This is a genomic window from Hallella mizrahii (genome assembly GCF_009695775.1).
GTDB classification, from domain to species: domain Bacteria; phylum Bacteroidota; class Bacteroidia; order Bacteroidales; family Bacteroidaceae; genus Prevotella; species Prevotella mizrahii.
On the sequence record NZ_VUNG01000020.1, the window covers coordinates 16912 to 36321 of the forward strand.

A 19410-nucleotide genomic window follows, 5' to 3' on the forward strand; every position below is an offset into this window, starting at 1 on the left:
CTTTTATTTGTTCGAGGTTTGTTTGTTCTTCTTTTCCATCTGCACAAGATGACTTCTGTACCAGTCGGTAATCTTTTGAGACGTGACCTCTACAAGTGTAGGCTTGTCAAAAAGATTGCTTACAGAGACCTTACCTTCCCTGGTATCTGGAAACTGGAGAAGCGGAATGCCACCCGGCCTGAGCAATGGCAAGCCGTTAGCCTTGGCGACGCGCTCAGCCTCAGTGCCATAGACCTCTATCATCTTTGTGTCAGTGAAGTGCAGTAACAGTACGGAATCGTCCGGAATGCAACGGCTGCTGAAATGGAAGTAGGCAAGCTTGGCCTCCATCAAGCCGTCGGCGGGATCCTCCGGGTCGAGCTGGTAAGTGCCTTCACCGACAGCCTCGACATGAAAGACGACAGGTATCTCCTTGCTGAGGGCATCCAAATGAAGAAGCTGGCCGATACGAGCGTTGATCTTGTCTTCTGAAACCACTTCTTTGCGGTATCCGGCTTCTGTCATGCCGCCTGTCTCCTGCCTGGCAGTGAGAATATAGCCGTTGTTGACATGTTCCAAGGTAAAGAAGAGTGGAAAGATATTATGCTGTGAGTTCATCGTTGGCATCGTCTGAAGAAGTTACTGAGTTTTGTGACTGGCTGATACGCTCTGTAATTGTCTGGAGGTTGATGTCATTGCATTCGCATACGGCATCATAGTCAAATGCAAGCACACGCTCCTGGTCAAAGACCAGAACATTCTCTCCCTTTTCGTTGGTGATTCTCTTCGGCGTGCCAAGCTCATCCAGCACACGGAACTTCAACGGCGAGTAGGTCTTGCCAAAATACTCCGGTGTAGCCATAAGGTACGACATGAGCGACTCGTCCGGTATCATCACCTTGCCCTCTTTTCTGGCCTGGATATTGGCCTTGGCAACACAGATGCTGCTGCGAATGAACAGAATAAGACGTGGCTTGTCAAACGTAATGACCTTGCGGGGCTCGCCCTTTACGGTGACGGTCAGCTTGTCCACGGCCTTGATCTTGTAGTCCTGACCCTCACGGATGTCTCCCAACTGCCGCGACTTGGAGAACATTGCCCAGAATATGGCTATCTCATCCGTGCTGTGGCAGAGTGAGTGCTGGTATTTGAGACGGTCGATGCAGATGTCATGTACCATCTTTCTGTTGAACGGAAGGGAGTCGGTGCAGTTGCTGAGACAGTAATAGGTCGCCAGCATCATCGCCCAGTTGTTGATGAAGCGCTCTCCAATAATGTTGTAGTCTACCTCACTCTTAATCTCCTTCAACGCACGCTTCCAGGCGTTGCACCATCCTGCATTGAAATTTTCACGATAGCGGATGTATTCGACGGTGATGTTCGTGGGATGCATCTTGCGGAGTTTCATAAAGCTGTGGTACTTGTCAGTCTCCTCCTTGGTATGCTCGCTCTTGTGCGACTCAAGGAAGAGAACGCGGGAAAACAACGCGATGTCGGCTGTCGGGATCTCCTGACCGGAGAGAACTACTCCGCAATCAACATTCGTGGACTCTCGCCGCTCCCCATCAGCGGAACGCTTGATGCGCCCGGCACTGTCATAGATACCTTTGAGGAAATCGATGTGCTTCTTGCTGAGGGAGTTCTTGTACTCGTCGAAATGTACGAGCATGTTGCTCACCTCCGCACACTTGTCGCCCATCGCATAATAGGTGGTACTCTCAAGGTTGCTGACCTCTGGATTACGCTGGAAAAGATTGATTAAAGAGAGGGCAAGCTCGGTCTTGCCGGTGCCTTTCTTTCCGTAGAGATTAAGGATGGGGAAAGAACGCGTGCTGTCCGTGATGATGTCACGGAAAATAGTAGCGAGATAGTAGCAATAACAGACTACGGCATTGTCACCGTACAGCTCATGCAGAAGCGTGAAGTATTGCCGGGGCGTGACCTCCTGCTTGGGGGCGTGAATGTAGCGGCGCTCATTCACATAGGCCATCTTGTTCTTCTTGTGGATTTTGGACATGGCAGGAAGATAGAAGTTCTCCTTGTCGAGGCGTATCATGCCGTACTCATCGACAGAATGCCATTTGCCATTATAGACGATGCCGTTGCAGAAAGCATAGAAGCCGCTCTCGCCAATGTTGTTCCATCCCATCTGAGGGACTCTCTGGGCTTCCTCCGTCTTGCCGTAGATATAGGCTTTCAGCATCTCGTATTTCTCCTGACGCTCGAAGAAACGATAGTCGCCCTTGCCTTCTATCTTCTCCTTGAAACGATCGAGTTTTGTGACATCCTGCTGCTGCAGCTCGATGGTACGGCGCATATGGCTCTCATTCAGCAACTCAAAGATGCGGCTGGGCTTGACATCATCCGTGATGAGAAAGAGCGGCTTGATGACGAAGTTGGTCCATTCACGCTCGCGCCCCTGGGGGTCAAGATCGTAATAATGATTGCCACGCCGGTAGAAGTTGTATCCCCGAAGTTCCTCTGACTTTCTGTTGGCCTGACGGCGTTTCTCCTCCTGCCTCCGGCGGGCAGCGTCAGTGAGTGCGCCCTTCCATACGGAACCCTTGCGGTATTTGCCCTTCAAGTCAGAGAGCAGTGAAGCCTGGAGAACGTCTGACTGGACGTTGACAAGCATATCACAGACGTCGCTGATGACCTTCAGCTGTTCGTCATTAGTGCCATCGGAAGCGTACTGCTTCTCGGCGTACCAGAGGATGAAGTCCTTTTCTGTGAGCTCATTCCATTTGCCCAACGAAGTGATGTAGGAGTCCGCATCCTGTTTGACATCCCCACGGGGGATCTCTCTGACAGAGACCTGGAAACCCATCTCCGTGGCAAGTCGTCCGTTCTCGAAGACAAATTTCTCACCGGCGCCGAACTGCTCACCCGGCTTTGGGATGTCGCTGTCGGGGATAAAGCAAAGACTGCAGGCGAAAGATGAGAAATTGGACAGTTGTTCCTTCGTCCAGTGGCCGCTGAGCGTTGCGACTACGTTGGCTATGCCCAACGACTGGAGACGCATGACATCAGGAGCACCTTCTACAAGATATACTTTGCCTGACTGACGGGCAGCCTTCATGGCCACGTCTATGCCGAAAACGGATGTGCTCTTCTTGTAAATAAGGCTCTCCCTGCCGTTGATGTATTTGATGGTGGCATGAGGGTTGATGGCTCGGGCAGTGAACGTCAGAATGCGGCCGTAGCGGTCGCGTTGGGGAATCATCAGACGGTCACGATAGAAATCGTAGTAGCTGCCCGGATGGTGCTCGTCCTCGCCCAGGAGACCCATTCTTGCAAGAATGGAGAGGTCGAGGTTCTTCTCTTTGGCGAATTGGAGAAACTTATTGCCAAATTGCGGACTGTATCCTAAGCCGAATGTACGGCAGAACTCCTTGTTCCATCGGCCTTTTGTATCATCGTCAGGTGGTCCTTCCGCATACATACGGCAGCGTATCGCATCCTCATTCTCACTTGCATACTGATTCTCGTAGAAGCGATGGGCCATACCGTTGTAGATGAACATGGTCTCGGCGAGACGGTCGTTCTCTTCCTGTTCTGGGGTCCGTGGTACCATGAGGTCGCTGGCATTGACGTCAGGACAGTAAACATCCAACAGATATTTAACCGCCCCGACGAAATCGAGGCCCTGGCTCTCCTTTACGAACTCAATGACATCGCCTGCCTTGCCGCAACCAAAGCATTTGAAACGGTTCAGGGTGGTATTCAACATGAGGGATGGGGTGCGCTCGTTATGGAATACGCAGCAGCATTTTTTTCGATGAGGACCCGCAGACTTCAAGGTGACTCCGGGATGCATGTCAAGCACGAGTTTACAAATGTCAACACGTGTTTTGACCATATCAATGTATTTGTCCTTGATAAAGCTCATAACATACTATTTTTTAAGTTTGTTATTTTATTAGTTCTTAAGATTATGTTTATTAGTTGCTTAGTAGTCCCGTGGCTTCACGGGGATGGTAGGTCGCCCCGAGATATTATGCTGCCATCTTAAAATCTTAAGATGGCACAGAGTGAAAAAGTCTCTTGGTATAAGACTTTGATGTGGTGCCGAAGATGCATTCTTTCTTTTCGCTAGCGAATTGTAGTAGGTGGCAATTTTTGCTGTTGTCATCTTGCTATAATTTATAGTGAAAAATCATAAATTCTATTGGTTATCTCGATTATTTTTTTTATTTTTGTGCGCAAATTTAAAACAAAATCTATTATGTACAAAAATAAGATTATATCTTATTGAGCATTTTAGGTTTTATTAACGTCATATCGCCCATTTATTACAATTTAAAAGTAAACGACTATGCTAAATTTGGAAATGATAGACAACCTGTATGCTTCATTATCAAAAGAACAGCAACAGACTTTAATCGCCCAGCTCTTTAAGAAGAGCAAGCAGACGATGAGCTACTTCCACCGCACGAAGGACATCAGTCTGTCAAAGCTTGAAACACTGGCTGATTTTTTCGGCATGCCCTTGGATTATTTTCGAAAGGACAGCAAATTCAAGACGAACAACGTTACCGGAAACAACAACTTTGTCGGAAACGTGTCTATCAGTACCAATCTGATGATAGAGAATCAGGCACTCCGCAAAGATTTGGATAACAAGGAGTCTGTCATCAAGGCAAAAGACGAAACGATTGATGCCCTGAAACGTATGAATAATATGTTGCAGGCACAGATAGACAACAATATCAAGCGAGAGGAATAAGAATAATTGCTTGAATAGGAAAAGAAGGCAAAGAACGGGAACGCATATCCTATTCTTTGCCATCTTTATTTGCGGAATAAATATTTTTGGAAATGATAGAAGCCTTATGGGTCTTTCGACCGACGCCTATTCTCTTTCTTTGGGAAAAGGGTGTCCAAACCAGATGCCTTGACTTTCTCCTTCAGTTCCTTAATCTCTTCCCTGTTCTTCCTCCATTGCTCCCTTAGAGTTTCATTACTATTATAGGATGAAAAGTCTTGACCAATCTTACCTATTGCCTTAATGAGCACAGTCACCAAAACAACGATCATGTATATGATGAAGATCTCGATAATCATAACCCCTGTTTGTATCTATGTTAAATATCGGTTTAGAAAAAACGTCAGAGATTCTTGTTTGCCCCCCATAAGAAGTCGTACAATGCACGTTTCAACTTTCTGTTGCTCTCCTTTTCTTCCTCAATAAACCGTTTGTTCGAACGTCGGATCCGTTCCTTTTCATATTGGTCCATAGGGCGAATACTGTCTTTCTTACGGGTGGCAAGATAGACAATCAGCCAACTTGCTATCAATATGAGAAAAGCTTCCATATTCATATCGTTTTAGATGCTACAAATTTAAGGAATTATTCTGAGCAAACAAAAATTATTGCAAACATTCTGCCAACTGAATTTTATTTTGTATTTTTGCTAAGAAATATAGATAACGCATCCACCATTGACCGACAAGAACAGGACCTACGTGGCCATCGACCTGAAGAGCTTCTACAGTTCGGTGGAGTGTGTCGCCAGGGGACTCGATCCGCTGACGACTAACCTTGTCGTTGCTGACGTGAGCCGCACGGAGAAGACCATCTGCCTGGCCGTGTCACCCTCGATGAAGGCCTACGGACTGGGTGGACGCGCCCGGCTCTTCGAGGTGGTGGAGAAGATGCGGGAGGTGAACTGTGAGCGGCGCAAGGCCATCGGCTTCAGGCCGTTCACGGGGAAGTCGTATCTCGCCAAGGAACTGCTGGAGCATCCCGACTGGGAGGCTGACTACATTGCCGCCACGCCGCGGATGGCGGAGTACATCAGGGTGAGCAGTGAGATCTACGGCATCTACCTCAAATATATCGCGCCGGAGGACATCCACGTCTACTCCATCGATGAGATCTTTGCCGACGTGACCGACTATCTGCAATCCTACAAGATGACGGCGCACGAGTTGGCAATGACGATGATCCGCGATGTGCTGCGCACGACGGGCATCACTGCCACGGCGGGCATCGGCACGAACCTCTATCTCTGCAAGGTGGCGATGGACGTGGTGGCGAAGCATATCCCCGCTGACAAGGACGGGGTGCGCATTGCCGAGCTCGACGAGATGAGCTACAGAAGGAAGTTGTGGGACCATCAGCCCATGACCGACTTCTGGCGCTTCGGACGTGGCATCGTGGCAAGGCTCAACGGCATCGGCATCGAGACGATGGGACAGTTGGCGAGGATGTCGGTGAACAACGAGGAGCTGCTCTACCGGATGTTCGGTGTCAACGCGGAACTCATCATCGACCACGCCTGGGGCTGGGAACCGGTGACGATGGATTACATCAAGGCGTACAAGCCGGAGACCAACTCCTTAGGCAGCGGACAGGTGCTGCAAAGTGCCTATACGGCGGAGAAAGGCCGTGTGGTGGCGCGTGAGATGGCGGACTCGCTGTCGCTCGACTTGGTTGACAAGCATCTCGTGGGCGACCAGATCGTCCTCACGGTGGGCTACGACCGCGAGAGTCTCACCAATCCCGCTATCCGAGCGCAATATCATGGGGAGGTCAGTACCGACTGGTATGGTCGCAGTGTGCCGAAGCACGCCCATGGCACGCTGTCATTGGGCCGCCCCACGTCTTCCTCGCAGCAGATCATCCATGCCGTCACCGAGCTCTACGACCGCATTGTCAACCCGGTCTTGCTCGTCCGGCGGCTGAACATCACCGTCAACCACGTCATCAGTGAGGACAAGGCTAAGAAGCAGCGACAGAATACGCCCGTGCAGCTCGACCTCTTCACCGACTATGAGGCGGAGGCACGGGAAGAGAAGAAAGAGCGGAACGCGGCTGCCAAGGAGCGGCGGTTGCAGGAGGCGGCACTGAAGATCAAGAAGGAGTTTGGCAAGAACGCCCTGCTGCGCGGACTGAACTATGCCGAAGGCGCGACACAGAAAGAACGGAACAATCAGATAGGAGGACACAAAGCATGATAGACAACTACGACGACATCATCAACCTTCCGCACCATGTCTCACAGCGGCATCCACGGATGAGCATGTACAACCGCGCCGCCCAGTTCTCCCCCTTCGCTGCCCTCACCGGCTACGAGAAAGCCATTGAGGAAGCACAGAAGAAACAGGAAGTGGAGGTGAGGAGGAGGAATACGCCGGTGGAGCTGTGAAAACGAAAAGAGCTAAACAATCTTAATGTCTGAGTTCGTAACTTACACAGTATCAGCAATAGTTACCTCAAGGTAAGTGTCTTACTTTCAAGTGCCTTCTTGCAGGAATCAAAAACAGTAACTAACTTTGCAACCGTAAACAAAAAAAATAAGTAACATATTAGAACATTATGAAAGAGGTTAAGAAAATTGCTGAAGGCAAGAACTTCAGCGCAGTGGATTTCGGTAAGCTGAACGAATTAGGTGACTATGTCTTGTCTTTGGGCGATATCAAGATTCCCGGCAAGGTGTTTGGCGGACAGGCTCTCGGAACGAAAGGCTCTGAGTTCTCTTTTCAGATTTACGCTCCTGGTCAGGAGGGTGGTTTCTATCACACGCATAAAACCCACGAGGAACTTTATTTCGTTCTCAGCGGCAAAGGAGAATACCAGGTTGACGGTGTGAACATCCCGTTGCAGGAAGGCAGTGTGGTGCGCGTCTCACCAGAAGGCAAACGCACCATTCACAACAACGGCACGGAGCCGATGGTGGTGCTCTGCGTCCAGTACCGTGAGACGCCTTTCACGCAGGACGATGCCGCCGATGGCGTTATCCTGAAAGACCAGGTGAAATGGTAATTAAAGGAATCATATTAAAAATCTTTACCGTCATGGACAAGACCGCTTGTCTGTGACGGTTTTGTACGTTTATAAGAAATGAAGATGATCAGAAATCAGGTAGTCGACCCGTTATTTTCCCAATGTCCGATCAGAAATGTACTTTCCCGTATCGGTGACCGTTGGTCATTGCTTGTGCTCCTTGCCCTGCATGATAAGGCAGAAGCCATGCGCTTCAGCGACCTTTGCAAGGCTATACCCGATGTTTCACAAAAGATGCTCACTTCAACGTTACGTAAACTGGAGGCTGATGATCTTCTGTCCCGGACCATCTATCCCGAGGTGCCACCGCGTGTGGAATATAAGCTGACGAAGCGCGGAAAGACGCTCATCCCACTGCTCAATCAGTTGGTGGACTGGTCGTTGAACAACATGGATGCCATCATGAGGCACCGAGAGAAATATGCATTGTAGTTTCTGGACCCAAAAACGGTTATTATCCTAAAAAGTTCGTGTATTCGGCAACCGCCTGCGCATCCTCACACAAGAGAGCCAGAAAGGTAACGCCAAAAGACAAGTGGGACGAGCGCAACGTCACTAACAACAAGATTACTTCTATGCAATAGTTACTCAATACTTTGTTCCTTATTGTCGATAGAAAGTTGTACCTTTGAGGCTGAAATAAATAATTCATCAGCTTATGACATTCAAGGAGGTTTAATATGAAGAACATTCTAACAATCGCATGTGCGGCTTTTCTCATGACAGCCACATCATGCAAGGCGCAAGACAATGTCCAGCTGCCGAAACCGTCCATGAACAATCAGGTGACGCTGATGCATGCTTTGCAGAACCGTCATTCGACACGTGAATACGCAGAAAAGGAGATTCCCAACGATGTACTGTCAACCGTGCTTTGGGCAGCTTGTGGCATCAACCGTCCCGGAGAGGGCAAGATTACCGCTCCTTCTGCCATCAATGCACAGGACATACTGGTATACGTTGTTCGTCAGGACGGCGCTTATCTCTATCAGCCGAAGGACAACAGTCTGCAAAAAGTCAGCAGCAAGGACTTGCGCACCGCCGTTGCCGGACGCCAGAGTTTTGCAGCCAGTGCACCGGTCTCTCTGTTGCTGGTCAGCAATCACAACAAGTTCCCGCAGCAGAGTTCCTATGATGCTAAGGTCCGCATGGGTGTTGTCGATGCGGGGTATGTGTCGGAAAACATCTGCCTCGCTTGCAGTGCGCTTGGTTTAAACACTGTGCCCCGTATGACAATGGACAGTGAGACACTGAAGAAAGAATTGGGTCTTGACGACAACTACGACCTCGTACTCAACAGTCAGATTGGTTATCCGAAAAGTAAATAATCATGCAGCTGTTATATTTTATGGCACAGCAATTAGCATTTAAGTTAAAAGCCCTCAGTCCCGTAGTTTCCATCTGATTGTTATATATAAAGTATATAAACCAAGCATATTATGAAACAAGTCGTAATAGCCGTAATGTTTGCTTTGTTTACATTGAACTGTGTATCTGCGCAAACAAAGTATAAAGAGATTGACGATATTTCATATGTAAGTCCCAATGATACTTCTTCATACAGACAGGAGCGGTGTAAGTTGGATATCTACTATCCTACTGATGCAAATCGCCCATTCAAAACCATAATATGGTTTCATGGCGGTGGACTGACAGAAGGACACAAGGACATACCTGGCGATCTGAAGAATCAGGGCGTTGCGGTTGTCGCGCCTAACTACAGACTCTACCCGCGAGCTCACAATCCACAATATACAGAGGACGCTGCGGAAGCCGTTGCTTGGGTAGTGAAGCACATTAAAGAGTACGGAGGCGATCCGAGCAAGGTGTATATCAGTGGTCATTCGGCAGGTGGTTACCTTACACTGATGCTCTGTCTCGATAAAGACTATCTGGGAAAGTTTGGTGTTGATGCTGACAGTATCAAGGGATATTTCCCGATAGGCGGCCAGACAGCCACACATTATACTATTCGTCGCGAGAGAGGTATCTCTTTCACCTCACCGATAGTTGACAAGTATGCCCCTCTCAACAATGTTCGCAAACTCAGTACTAGACTTGTGCTGATAACTGGCGACCGGAAATTGGAACAGATGGGACGCTATGAGGAGAACCTCTATTTGAAATCCGTGCTTGAAGGTATCGGCAACCATGAGATACCGATCCATGAGCTCAGCGGCTTCGACCATGGTGGTGCCGGATGGCCAGGAAGAATACTAATGATGCAGTATATCACTAAGGACAAGTGAAAAATTATAGAATACGATGGACTGACGGCCATGACCGGGAGTATAAACGCATTGAGAACTATCCTCCATATCAACATATGGATGATGCGGTTTGCTTTGCTAAAAATTTATGAATATGAAAAAACTGATTTTATTCTTTATGCTGATGACAGCAATGGTTGTAAACGCACAGACGAAAAGTGCCGTGCAGGAAGTTCATGACTATCTACACGAGTGCGGTGTATTCTACATTGCAACAGTGGAGGGCGACCAACCTCGTGTTCGTCCATTCGGGGTGGCAGAGGTGCTTAACGGAAAACTCTACATTCAGACCGGAAAGAAGAAAAAGGTATTCAAGCAGATGATGGCCAACCCGAAATTCGAGATTACTGCCGTGAAGCCGTCCGGTACTGAGTGGATTCGCATCAGTGGCAAGCTCGTCAACGACGACAGCAGGGAGGCAAAGGCTTATGTGCTTGACAAGAATCCGGAACTGAAGGGAATGTACTCTGCCGACGACGACAATACAGCTGTTCTTTATGTCACGGACGGAGTCGCTCAGTTCTGTTCCTTCTCTGCTCCTACAAAAGAGATAAAGTTCTGATGGCACGGCAAACCCCACGCCACTCTGCATGTGCTTCATGGCTTCGGTCATTTCTTTCCAATTCGGGAAAAGCATTTAGAGGTAACCGACTATATCGTCAACTATCTTAAGGACATGGGAATCACAGGTTGAGTTATACCATTATTGCCTATGACAAAGATCGTACATATCAGGCGCTTTCCCGTCAAAGGTGGTTTCTATGCCATCAACCTCTTCGGTATTATCTTCACCATACAGGAGCTCAGTGCCGTGGAGCTTAACCATGAGCGCATTCATACCGCCCAACAACGGGAACTGTTCTTTGTCGGATTCTATCTTTGGTATGTCGTCGAGTGGCTCTTCCTCCTTGTCAAATTTCGCAATGGCATCAAGGCCTACTTCAACATCCGTTTCGAAAAAGAGGCCTACAACCATCAAAGCGATTTGAACTACCTGAAGCATCGGCATCGGTACCACTACCGATAAGAACAACTTCTCATCAATTAAGTATGAATACTTTTATGAACTGAAGACGATAGCACCTTATTGCAATATAGGAGAAAGATATTTGGCCATGAGATAACCGCCGACAATCAGCCAACCATAGAGGACTGCGGCTAAAACAAACGGTTTGAATCCGGCTTTCTTAAACTTGTCAATACTCGTTTCAGCACCGAGAGCCGTCATGGCCATGGTGAGCAGGAAAGTGTCGAAGGTGTTGATGAGCGACACAGCATTGGAGGGTAGCAGGGAGAGCGAGTTGAACCCTATGACAACAAGAAACAGCAGCGCAAACCATGGTATGGTGATAGTGCTCTTCTGCGCGCCACCACCACGGTTGCGCACGCCACGAGCCACGAAGAAGGCCACGACAAGCAGAACGGGCACGAGCATCATAACGCGGATCATCTTCACGATGATGGCCGTGTTGCTCACCGCCGCACCCATTGCATTGCCAGCACCCACCACGTGGGCTACCTCATGAATGGTGCTGCCGGTGAAGATGCCCATCTCATCGGGTGAGAGATTGAAGATGCCGCAACGGTACAATATAGGATAGAGAAACATCGAGAGCGTTCCGAAGATGACAACAGTGGCCACAGCAACAGCGGTCTTATACGGTTTCGGACGTATGGCGCCGTCGACACCCATCACCGCTGCAGCACCACAGATGGCACTGCCACACGATGTGAGCAGGGCGATGCTACGGTCCATCTTCAGCAGTTTGCCGATGATGATACCGAGGCCGATGGTCACCCCAACGACGATGGCATCAATGACGATGGCAGGGATTCCCACCTGCATGACATCCTGAAAGCTAAGCTTGAAACCGTAGAGGATGATACCTAATCGCAGTATACGCTTACTACAAAAGCTGATACCAGGTACCCACGTGTCAGGCAGGTTGTTTCGCAGACTGTTGGCATAGATCATGCCCAAGACAATACCCACGACCATTGGACTCAGCGACAGAGCCTTGACCCAGTTCATGTCGCCAACATAGAAAGCGGCACACGAGAAGAGTGCCATCAGCAGCACGCCGTGAAGCATACTGCTACGTTGTTCTGATAATCTCATTTTTCTTCTTACTTTATGAATTTTCCGCCTGCAAAGGTAAGAAGAAAAAGCCGCTGACAATTATACAGAATAACTATGACTTATAACTTGAAGTTATGAAGTGCTTGAATTTTGACTGCAACTTTGGTGAGGCTCCCTGTTTCTCAACGAAGCAGAACTGGCGTTCAAATTTCAGATGTTCAATGTCCACAATCTTGAAAATGTTGGCATATATCTGGTCGCGCACCGCCTGTATGCTGACAATGCCCATCGCATCGGTATGCTCCACGTAGTGCTTGATGCCCTCGGTAGTACCAAGGTTCATTTCTATATTCAGATCGGTGAGTGCAATGTGCTTTGTCTCAAGTGCTTTCTGTAACACATCTAGGGTGCCCGAACCGAACTCGCGCAGTACGAGCGGTACTGTCCTAAGTCGCTCCTGTGTGATGGTGTCGTACTTAGCCAAACGTCCGCCAGTCCTGACAATGGGCACAAGCTCGTCGTCCATAAACGGATGGTATTTCAGCTCAGGCCGTCTGACGATACCCTCAACCATGCCTAAGTCGATGCGCCCCTCGCGTAGGGCAGTCTCCACCTCCCGACTGTTGCCGCTGAGCATTGTGATGCGAATATCGGGAAAACGCTTGTGGAAGTCGGCGATGATGCCCGGCAAGACATACTGCGATATCGTGGTGCTGGCCCCAACGCGCAGTTCGCCGGCTACCTTCTCTTGTAGGGAGTTCATGTCGTAGTCCATCTGCTGATAGTCCTGCTGTATTTTTCTTGCGTGACCAAGGAGTAGCTGACCGGCATGGGTGAGCTGTATGCGGTTACCCAGTCGGTCGAAGAGCCGGCAGTTATACTCTCGCTCCAGCTCCTGGATATGCTTACTGATGGCGGGCTGACTGATGAAGAGCTCCTGTGAGGCCTTAGTGAAGCTAAGGTTCATCGCCGCGCTTAGGAATACTTTTAGACGTATATCTATCATGTCTCAACGGGTTTGGTTTCTGTGGCAAAGGTAAACATTATTCCAGTGATAGAGGTAAACTTCTCTGTTATTATCGTCTCCTACAGTAATTTTTTGTGGTAAAACACAGATTATTCCTGCGAATACGAAGATAAATAATAACTTTAGAACCAATAAGCTTATTTCCTAGGTTCTACATGTTCACTGGAAGACTGAACATACTTTTGCAAATGGATTTAGCAAAAAAAACTAAGCGCTACCCTAATGCGAAAATTTCAACCAAAAGGGAACATCTCTTTTTGCACTCTGTAGCAAAAGTGTATCATCTTAAAGAAAAAGTATAGTAAGTATTTGCTCCTATCAAATTAAATGTTTAATTTTGTTATCAAACCATAGATAATGTATACTCAAACTACAATATGTTGTGGGATGAGACTAAACGATAGTTTCGCGGCGGCAAACTATTGCGAGCAAGGCGCATGACCACCGGATAAAACGTTGTGGGTGCAGCCGCCATTCCGTGGGCATCACATTGCGACATTTATGATACGTGAACTTAAAGGCTTTGCCCATGAGCGTGGATATAGGCGGACGGTGCTTATGACACGAGAAAGAATGGACTATGCGATAAAGATGTATGAAGGTTTAGGGTATAAACGCATTGAGAACTATCCGCCATACCAGCACATGGATGACGCGGTTTGCTTTGCTAAAGATTTATGATTAAGTTCTGATGGTACAGCAAGTAGAATTTAAGTTGAAGCTCCAATCCCGTGGCTTCCATCTGATAACCGATGAGGTACTTCAGCATCTGCCACAGTTGCCGAAGAAGGGACTGCTTAATCTCTTTGTGCAGCATACGAGCTGTGCACTAAGCATTTGTGAGAACTGGGATCCGGACGTGAGGGACGACATGGAGACTATTTACGATCGGCTCGTGCCGGAAAATATGCCGGACTACCGACATGTCCTCGAAGGCTCTGACGACATGCCCGCACATGCCAAGTGCATCATTACCGGTGTGAGCATCAACATTCCCATCACCGATGGACGGCTCAACTTAGGCACCTGGCAGGGCATCTATCTCTGCGAGTTCCGCAACGACGGAGGCAGCAGACATATTGTAGCAACAATTTTAGAATAAGAAAAATAAGAAGCAAATGAAAAACTTTGATCCAAATGCATGGTTCATGCCACAAGCAGTAATCATTATCGGCACGTATGATTCAGATGGTACGCCCAATGCGATGAACGCGGCATGGGCTGGGCAGTGGGACGGTGACAAGATCATGATCTCGATGGGAAACCATCAGACAACCGTCAATCTCAATGCCAATCCCGACTTCACCATTGCTTTCGCAACGACAGAGACGATGGTCGCAGCTGATTTTGTCGGTGTGGTGAGTGGAAAGAAAGTTAAGGACAAGGTGGCTAAGACGGGCTGGAAAGTGGAAAAGAGTGAGCATGTGAACGCTCCTGTCTTCACCGACTTCCCCATGACCATGGAGTGCCGCATAGAACGCAAGATTGATGAGTCGGCGACCGGCTACTATATCGTGGCAAAGATCGTAAACATCCGAGTGAAAGAGGAGTATCTTGCCGAGGATGGCAAGCCTGATTTGGAGAAGATGCACCTGCTGACATTCGACCCCGTCCACTTAGGCTATCTCGAGATCGGCAAGCGAGTGGGCAATGCTTTCAAGGATGGAACGCAGTTGAAGTAATTTCATCAGCTAATGAATATCGAAGAAGTTCGTCTTTATGCTTTGTCCTTGCCCGGGACTACGGAAGACCAGGCTTATGGTGCGGATTGGGTGTTGTTTCGTATTGAGGGAAAGATATTCCTTCATATATGGCTCAATGCCCGGAACCGACCTGCGCCGTGAAACTTCCGCCCGAGCAAGGACAGACGCTACGCGACCATTATGACGGCATCCGGCCGGCTTACCACTTAAATAAGGTGCATTGGAATGATGTTTTTCTCGATGAGATTGATGGTGATATGGTTAAGGACCTTGTCCGCCAGTCCTATCTGCTCGAACTCAGTAAATTGCCCAAGCGGTTAAGGGAAAAATATATTTTTGAGAAATGAACACAGCAGACATTGACGCAACCAACATGTGCTCGCACCTGCGGCACAAGCTGATGGATGCTGACGGCATCTATTATCATGTATGGCAAATGATACAAGACAACCCGGAATTGACGGCGGTCGTCCGTTCACGCCAGCTGCATATCTATCGCAACGGCAAGAAAGTGCTGGTGCTGAAAGGGAAAGCAGCCCCACAGATCGTCAGGGAGGATCCTGTCTGTAAACTTCTAAAGGGAAACGAACAACGATGAGCTACAACGAGACGATAGACAACTACCTCTACGATGAGGAGAACGAATATACACAAGCCAACGATCTGTGGGAAGACTTCTTTATGGAGAAGAAAGACGAGATAGACGAACGACCATGGATTCAGGCGGATGCCCTGGTCCATCGCAAAGATCTGAACAGACAAGTCGGCGATATGATTGACAGAGTGCTGCCGGAAGAAGAGCGTGAACTGCTGCGTTTGTATTTCGGCATTGGTCGCCGTCGGCATTCCATGGATGAGCTCATCGCACTCTTTGACAGCGAGCGCAAAGTAAAAACTCTCTTACAGTCTGCCTTGGAGAAGTTGCGCTATTCCGACGAGATTCTAGCCATCTACAAATATCTGCACAGGTGATTCGTTTTCCTTAGAAAGACACTTGCCTCTTGGTCATTCAGATAATATTTTATACTTTTGTTTTTTTACCGTCTCCAAGTGGGTGGGATTGCTCCGATTTCACCATGAAACACCAATAATGTGGGAACTTTTGCTTGTATGCGGATTGAATTACGAACTTGCATTCTAACTCTCCGCCGTCAGGTACTTATATGCCCTCAGGTATTTGTTGAGTCTTGCAAATATTTCTCTGTCACTTCGCTGAGTCGCCGGATGTCCATGTTGTCCTCTAGGTCATGTATCTTCACCTGCTTGGAGATGGGATTGAGATTGGCACGGCGGACGAACTCCTCATAGGTCTCGTCATCTCGACGTGTAACACCTAAGACTGCATTGACAACAGTGCGCGGAAATCCCTGCTCCGACAGATTTGAGGGTTACCTTCATGATATTTTTGGGCGTCCGTCCAATGCCCTTATATATCTGGGAGAAATGGCTTATCGTGATTGAGTCAAGGATGTACAAACCCTTATGATGGGCCTTAAAAGCCTTGCTATCCAATGAAAGCTCTGAATATTGCTCGTACAGGGCCTTATAAACGTCACCAATGAATTGGCTTGCCCGCTTCTTGTTTGCATCAGACAAAATGCAGCGTCTTAACAAATAGTCGATATCAAGGTGATTCAGTTGGATTACGTTGGTCTCAAAGACCTCTACAACTTGCCTGATAGACTTGTCACCGACCAAAGCCTCATCTACCATAACTACAAAATGCGTAAAGGCATCGAAGCCCTTCACATATCTGTTAACTTTTGTTGTTGTGGCTAACTCATTCACTTTATCTCGGTTTTTCAACTTTATTATCGAATTATTACAACATGTCAGAAGGAACTAGAATCTTTGCTCATGGTTACCATCGTTTATGTTTAGCAATACAAAGATAGTAACTATGGGGAAGAATCCAGCGAGAATTTTTCTTTCTTTTCAGCTCTTGATTTTTTCGTTTACCGGGCAACAAAATTTGTAAATATTATGTCCAAACAACGAGAAAAGCGGAAGGACGTTATTTATAACTTATTCGTACGCTATCTACATAATATACATAAGGAAGGGGTTCCTTCAGCAACATTCGTACTACGATATGATTGATGACAGAGTCTCCATAAATCTGAAATAATCTATCTGATTCATGAGTAGTTGGGATTTTACGCTTACTTCCTTTGCATTCTATTCCGATTCCACTACTTGACCATCTTCCGGCAGTGCCAGTTGGAATATAATACAATGTCGGGAGTTGTCTGGTAAGATTGCCTTTCATGTTTCTACTCCTTAGATAGCATGTGCTATAAAAGATAAACCAAACTACAAAAAACGTACAACCTACAACATAAAAATAGTAATGTAGTCTTTTTTTATTTTAAGTATTGTATAAGAAAATAACAAAACAAAAACGTTTAATGATATCAAATAGAAATACGTATCTATTATGATATTCCCTCCCATATAGACTAGTATCAACAGACCCGCTAAGGCCATGAAATACCATGTTGCTTCTAGCTTTAACAATTTTTTTAGATTCATCGTCTCATATATTTATAAGTTATACTTCCAGCCTTTGACCCAGCATTCGTTCCAATACTATTGATGAATCTTCTGGTATAGACTTTTCTACTCATTGAACTTGCATGGATTTTAGCCTTTTTTAAATTTGCCTCGTAATGGTCGTGACCTATCTGCGTGGGAGCGGTGGGATGGCTCTCGTCCTCGTACTTGTAGGCGAAGTTATAGGATTTCGCTGTGAGGGATGAGTCCACCTTCTGCACCTTTGTGAGCGGCTCACTCATCCGCCCGAAGGTCATTGCCATATCATAGGTCGCACTCTTCGCCTTGCCTGTGGCATGAATCAGGCGGTTCAGCTCGTCATACTCATACGTATGCGAACTCTTTCCGCCCAGCTTCGCCCTATTGAGTTTTGTAAGCGATGTCGGGTTGGCGGCATTGGTGATGCCGAGGATATTGTCCACAGCATCATACTGGTACCTGTTCTCCATGACAGTCTGACCATCCGTTGTAAGGTTCATCACCTGCAGACGTTCGCGCTGCTTGTCGTAAGTATAGGTGGTCTCCGTGCCGTTGCCGAGCTTCTGATAGACAGTATGACCGTCCTTGTCGTAGCCTATCTGCGCCACGATGGTACTCTCCTTGCCCTGCTTGCTGCTCGTCAGGCTCTCCACCTGCCCGGCTGCGTTGTAGTGATAGGTGACGACCTCACCATCGGGGTAGGTCATCGTGCGTACACGGTTCCAGCTGTCGTAGGTGGCACCATAGACGTAGGTGCGGATGTCCGCCACGCTCGCCATTACCGTGCGCACGGTCTTGGTGACCTCGCCCTGACGGCCATAGTAGTAGGCCTCTCCGCCCGATGCGTCCTCCACGAGGGCAAGCCGTCCGGCACGGTTATACTTGTCGCCCGGCTGTCCGTAGGTGTAGGTAACCCGGTTGAAGAGGTTCTCAGGATAGAGAACCTCCTTCAGCCGCTCATAGTCGTAAGTGTAGGTGATGCAGCCCTTGTCAGAGATGCTCTTTCTGAGCTGCGCCGTGAGCTTGGTGAGAAGGTTGCCCGCCGCGTCGTAGGTCATGTCCGTCTCGCCCGCATCGGGGTGGTTCACCATCAGCTTGCGGCCCAACAGGTCGTACTCATACTTCGTCTCCCTGCCGTTGGGATGCGTCACCGTCGTTACCTCATTCACGGGATTGTAGGCATATCTCACGGTGATGTTCTCACCGCCGGCATGCTGGCACCGTCTCCCGGTTGCGGCCTTTCTCATCGGTATAGCTCTCTGCCGTTCTGCCGAGGGCATCCGTTACCTTCGTCTCCAGCATCGGAACGCCGTCGTGGCTGCCGATGGTGTAGGCATTCTTAGTTGTGCTGCCGTCGACAAGGGTCACCTCGGTGGTGCGGTCGTGGGTATCGTATTCGGTCTTGGCCTGAAGGTCGCCCGTGGCGGTGTTGTAGGTACCGATGTTGCCGTAGCTCTCCGTCGTGGGATAGTAGGCGGCGATGTTCCTGCCGAAGGCATCGAGCACGGCCCTGCCGCTGACGATGCTCACCTTGGACGCGCTGCCGCCGTTCCAAACCACGCCCGTCTGCTTGGTCTGGACGGCACGCATGAGGGAGTCGGCAAAGGTGTAGGTGTCGATGTTGCCGTCCTGCGTGTAGTGGATGGTATGTGCCTTGCGCTCCTTGGGGAAGTACTCGAACTTGATAGTAAAGGGCTGCCCGCTCTCTATCTCGTAGGGCGCACGTATGGTAGCCTGTCGACCCAATGCGTCGTAGGTATACTCCATTCGCTGGCCGTTGAGGTCGGTGGTGGTGGCAGGGGCGTTCCACAATCCGTCATAGGTGGTAGTGGAACTGTAGCCGTAGGCATCGCTGACCTTTGTCACGAGGCTGTGATAGAGGTCATCGTAGGTGTAGGCGTAGAACATACGCTCGCCTTTGTAGTTCTCCGGCTTGGTCAACCGGGTGATGTTGCCGTAGCTGTCGTATGTCATGTCGTAGACAGACGGCTTGTCGCCGTTGTGGAGCGTAATCTCCGTGATCTCGCCGT

22 protein-coding genes and 1 pseudogene are annotated in these 19410 nt (G+C 48.6%); 15 read left to right on the forward strand and 8 right to left on the reverse strand.

The window, feature by feature from the left end; all coding sequences use genetic code 11:
- Positions 1-3: 3 nt before the first annotated feature.
- A complete protein-coding gene (locus FYJ73_RS08560) occupies positions 4-597 on the reverse strand; it encodes a hypothetical protein (RefSeq protein WP_154534296.1) in 594 nt (197 codons plus the stop codon).
- Positions 581-3868, reverse strand: coding sequence for a CHC2 zinc finger domain-containing protein (locus FYJ73_RS08565; protein WP_154534297.1), 3288 nt, complete (start codon positions 3866-3868; stop codon positions 581-583). Before FYJ73_RS08565 ends, FYJ73_RS08560 begins: the two co-directional genes overlap by 17 nt.
- A 426-nt stretch (positions 3869-4294) precedes the next feature.
- Between FYJ73_RS08565 and FYJ73_RS08570 the strand changes: the two genes are divergently transcribed.
- Positions 4295-4705: a hypothetical protein gene (locus FYJ73_RS08570; RefSeq protein ID WP_154534298.1), complete on the forward strand. Its 411-nt coding sequence runs from the start codon at positions 4295-4297 to the stop codon at positions 4703-4705.
- A gap of 104 nt (positions 4706-4809) precedes the next feature.
- Here FYJ73_RS08570 and FYJ73_RS08575 read toward each other — a convergent pair whose 3' ends face one another.
- Positions 4810-5043, reverse strand: coding sequence for a hypothetical protein (locus FYJ73_RS08575; RefSeq protein WP_154534299.1), 234 nt, complete (start codon positions 5041-5043; stop codon positions 4810-4812).
- Positions 5044-5087: 44 nt separating this feature from the next.
- Complete coding sequence (locus tag FYJ73_RS08580) at positions 5088-5294, reverse strand: hypothetical protein (RefSeq protein WP_154534300.1); 207 nt, start codon at positions 5292-5294, stop codon at positions 5088-5090.
- A 127-nt stretch (positions 5295-5421) separates the two neighbouring features.
- Between FYJ73_RS08580 and FYJ73_RS08585 the strand changes: the two genes are divergently transcribed.
- From FYJ73_RS08585 to FYJ73_RS08620, 8 genes are all read left to right on the forward strand, one after another.
- The gene (locus FYJ73_RS08585; protein ID WP_154534301.1) at positions 5422-6939 is read left to right on the forward strand and encodes a Y-family DNA polymerase; all 1518 of its coding nucleotides are present in this window, start codon (positions 5422-5424) and stop codon (positions 6937-6939) included.
- Positions 6936-7130, forward strand: coding sequence for a hypothetical protein (locus tag FYJ73_RS08590; protein WP_154534302.1), 195 nt, complete (start codon positions 6936-6938; stop codon positions 7128-7130). The genes FYJ73_RS08585 and FYJ73_RS08590 overlap by 4 nt, the downstream gene beginning before the upstream one ends.
- A 170-nt stretch (positions 7131-7300) precedes the next feature.
- Positions 7301-7747, forward strand: a complete 447-nt coding sequence (locus tag FYJ73_RS08595) for a cupin domain-containing protein (RefSeq protein WP_154534303.1) — start codon at positions 7301-7303, stop codon at positions 7745-7747.
- An 84-nt stretch (positions 7748-7831) separates the two neighbouring features.
- The gene (locus FYJ73_RS08600; RefSeq protein WP_154534304.1) at positions 7832-8200 is read left to right on the forward strand and encodes a winged helix-turn-helix transcriptional regulator; all 369 of its coding nucleotides are present in this window, start codon (positions 7832-7834) and stop codon (positions 8198-8200) included.
- Positions 8201-8448: 248 nt separating this feature from the next.
- Positions 8449-9096, forward strand: coding sequence for a nitroreductase family protein (locus FYJ73_RS08605; protein ID WP_154534305.1), 648 nt, complete (start codon positions 8449-8451; stop codon positions 9094-9096).
- Positions 9097-9207: 111 nt separating this feature from the next.
- On the forward strand, positions 9208-10017 hold the full coding sequence (locus tag FYJ73_RS08610) for an alpha/beta hydrolase (protein ID WP_154534306.1): 810 nt from the start codon (positions 9208-9210) through the stop codon (positions 10015-10017).
- 115 nt (positions 10018-10132) lie between these two features.
- A complete protein-coding gene (locus FYJ73_RS08615; RefSeq protein WP_206081739.1) occupies positions 10133-10600 on the forward strand; it encodes a pyridoxamine 5'-phosphate oxidase family protein in 468 nt (155 codons plus the stop codon).
- 150 nt (positions 10601-10750) lie between these two features.
- Complete coding sequence (locus tag FYJ73_RS08620; protein WP_154534307.1) at positions 10751-11065, forward strand: hypothetical protein; 315 nt, start codon at positions 10751-10753, stop codon at positions 11063-11065.
- 57 nt (positions 11066-11122) lie between these two features.
- On the opposite strand, the gene FYJ73_RS08625 is transcribed toward FYJ73_RS08620, so the two are convergent.
- Entirely contained in the window at positions 11123-12157 is a 1035-nt protein-coding gene (locus FYJ73_RS08625; RefSeq protein WP_154534308.1) for a YeiH family protein, read from the reverse strand.
- 73 nt (positions 12158-12230) lie between these two features.
- On the reverse strand, positions 12231-13124 hold the full coding sequence (locus FYJ73_RS08630; protein ID WP_154534309.1) for a LysR substrate-binding domain-containing protein: 894 nt from the start codon (positions 13122-13124) through the stop codon (positions 12231-12233).
- A gap of 483 nt (positions 13125-13607) precedes the next feature.
- Here FYJ73_RS08630 and FYJ73_RS16315 point away from each other — a divergent pair, with 483 nt between their 5' ends.
- The 6 genes from FYJ73_RS16315 (at position 13608) to FYJ73_RS08660 (ending at position 15820) form a co-directional block, all read left to right on the forward strand.
- A complete protein-coding gene (locus tag FYJ73_RS16315) occupies positions 13608-13826 on the forward strand; it encodes a GNAT family N-acetyltransferase (RefSeq protein ID WP_206081740.1) in 219 nt (72 codons plus the stop codon).
- Positions 13827-13836: 10 nt separating this feature from the next.
- Entirely contained in the window at positions 13837-14247 is a 411-nt protein-coding gene (locus FYJ73_RS08640; protein ID WP_154534311.1) for a secondary thiamine-phosphate synthase enzyme YjbQ, read from the forward strand.
- Positions 14248-14263: 16 nt separating this feature from the next.
- Entirely contained in the window at positions 14264-14827 is a 564-nt protein-coding gene (locus tag FYJ73_RS08645; protein ID WP_154534312.1) for a flavin reductase family protein, read from the forward strand.
- 128 nt (positions 14828-14955) lie between these two features.
- Entirely contained in the window at positions 14956-15195 is a 240-nt protein-coding gene (locus FYJ73_RS08650) for an MmcQ/YjbR family DNA-binding protein (RefSeq protein WP_235899295.1), read from the forward strand.
- Positions 15192-15446, forward strand: coding sequence for a hypothetical protein (locus FYJ73_RS08655; protein ID WP_154534313.1), 255 nt, complete (start codon positions 15192-15194; stop codon positions 15444-15446). The genes FYJ73_RS08650 and FYJ73_RS08655 overlap by 4 nt, the downstream gene beginning before the upstream one ends.
- On the forward strand, positions 15443-15820 hold the full coding sequence (locus tag FYJ73_RS08660; protein ID WP_154534314.1) for a hypothetical protein: 378 nt from the start codon (positions 15443-15445) through the stop codon (positions 15818-15820). The genes FYJ73_RS08655 and FYJ73_RS08660 overlap by 4 nt, the downstream gene beginning before the upstream one ends.
- A gap of 342 nt (positions 15821-16162) precedes the next feature.
- Here FYJ73_RS08660 and FYJ73_RS16320 read toward each other — a convergent pair whose 3' ends face one another.
- Complete coding sequence (locus FYJ73_RS16320; protein WP_206081741.1) at positions 16163-16654, reverse strand: DUF4372 domain-containing protein; 492 nt, start codon at positions 16652-16654, stop codon at positions 16163-16165.
- A 722-nt stretch (positions 16655-17376) separates the two neighbouring features.
- Positions 17377-19354 (reverse strand): annotated as a pseudogene (locus FYJ73_RS08670) (hypothetical protein).
- Positions 19355-19410: the final 56 nt, after the last annotated feature.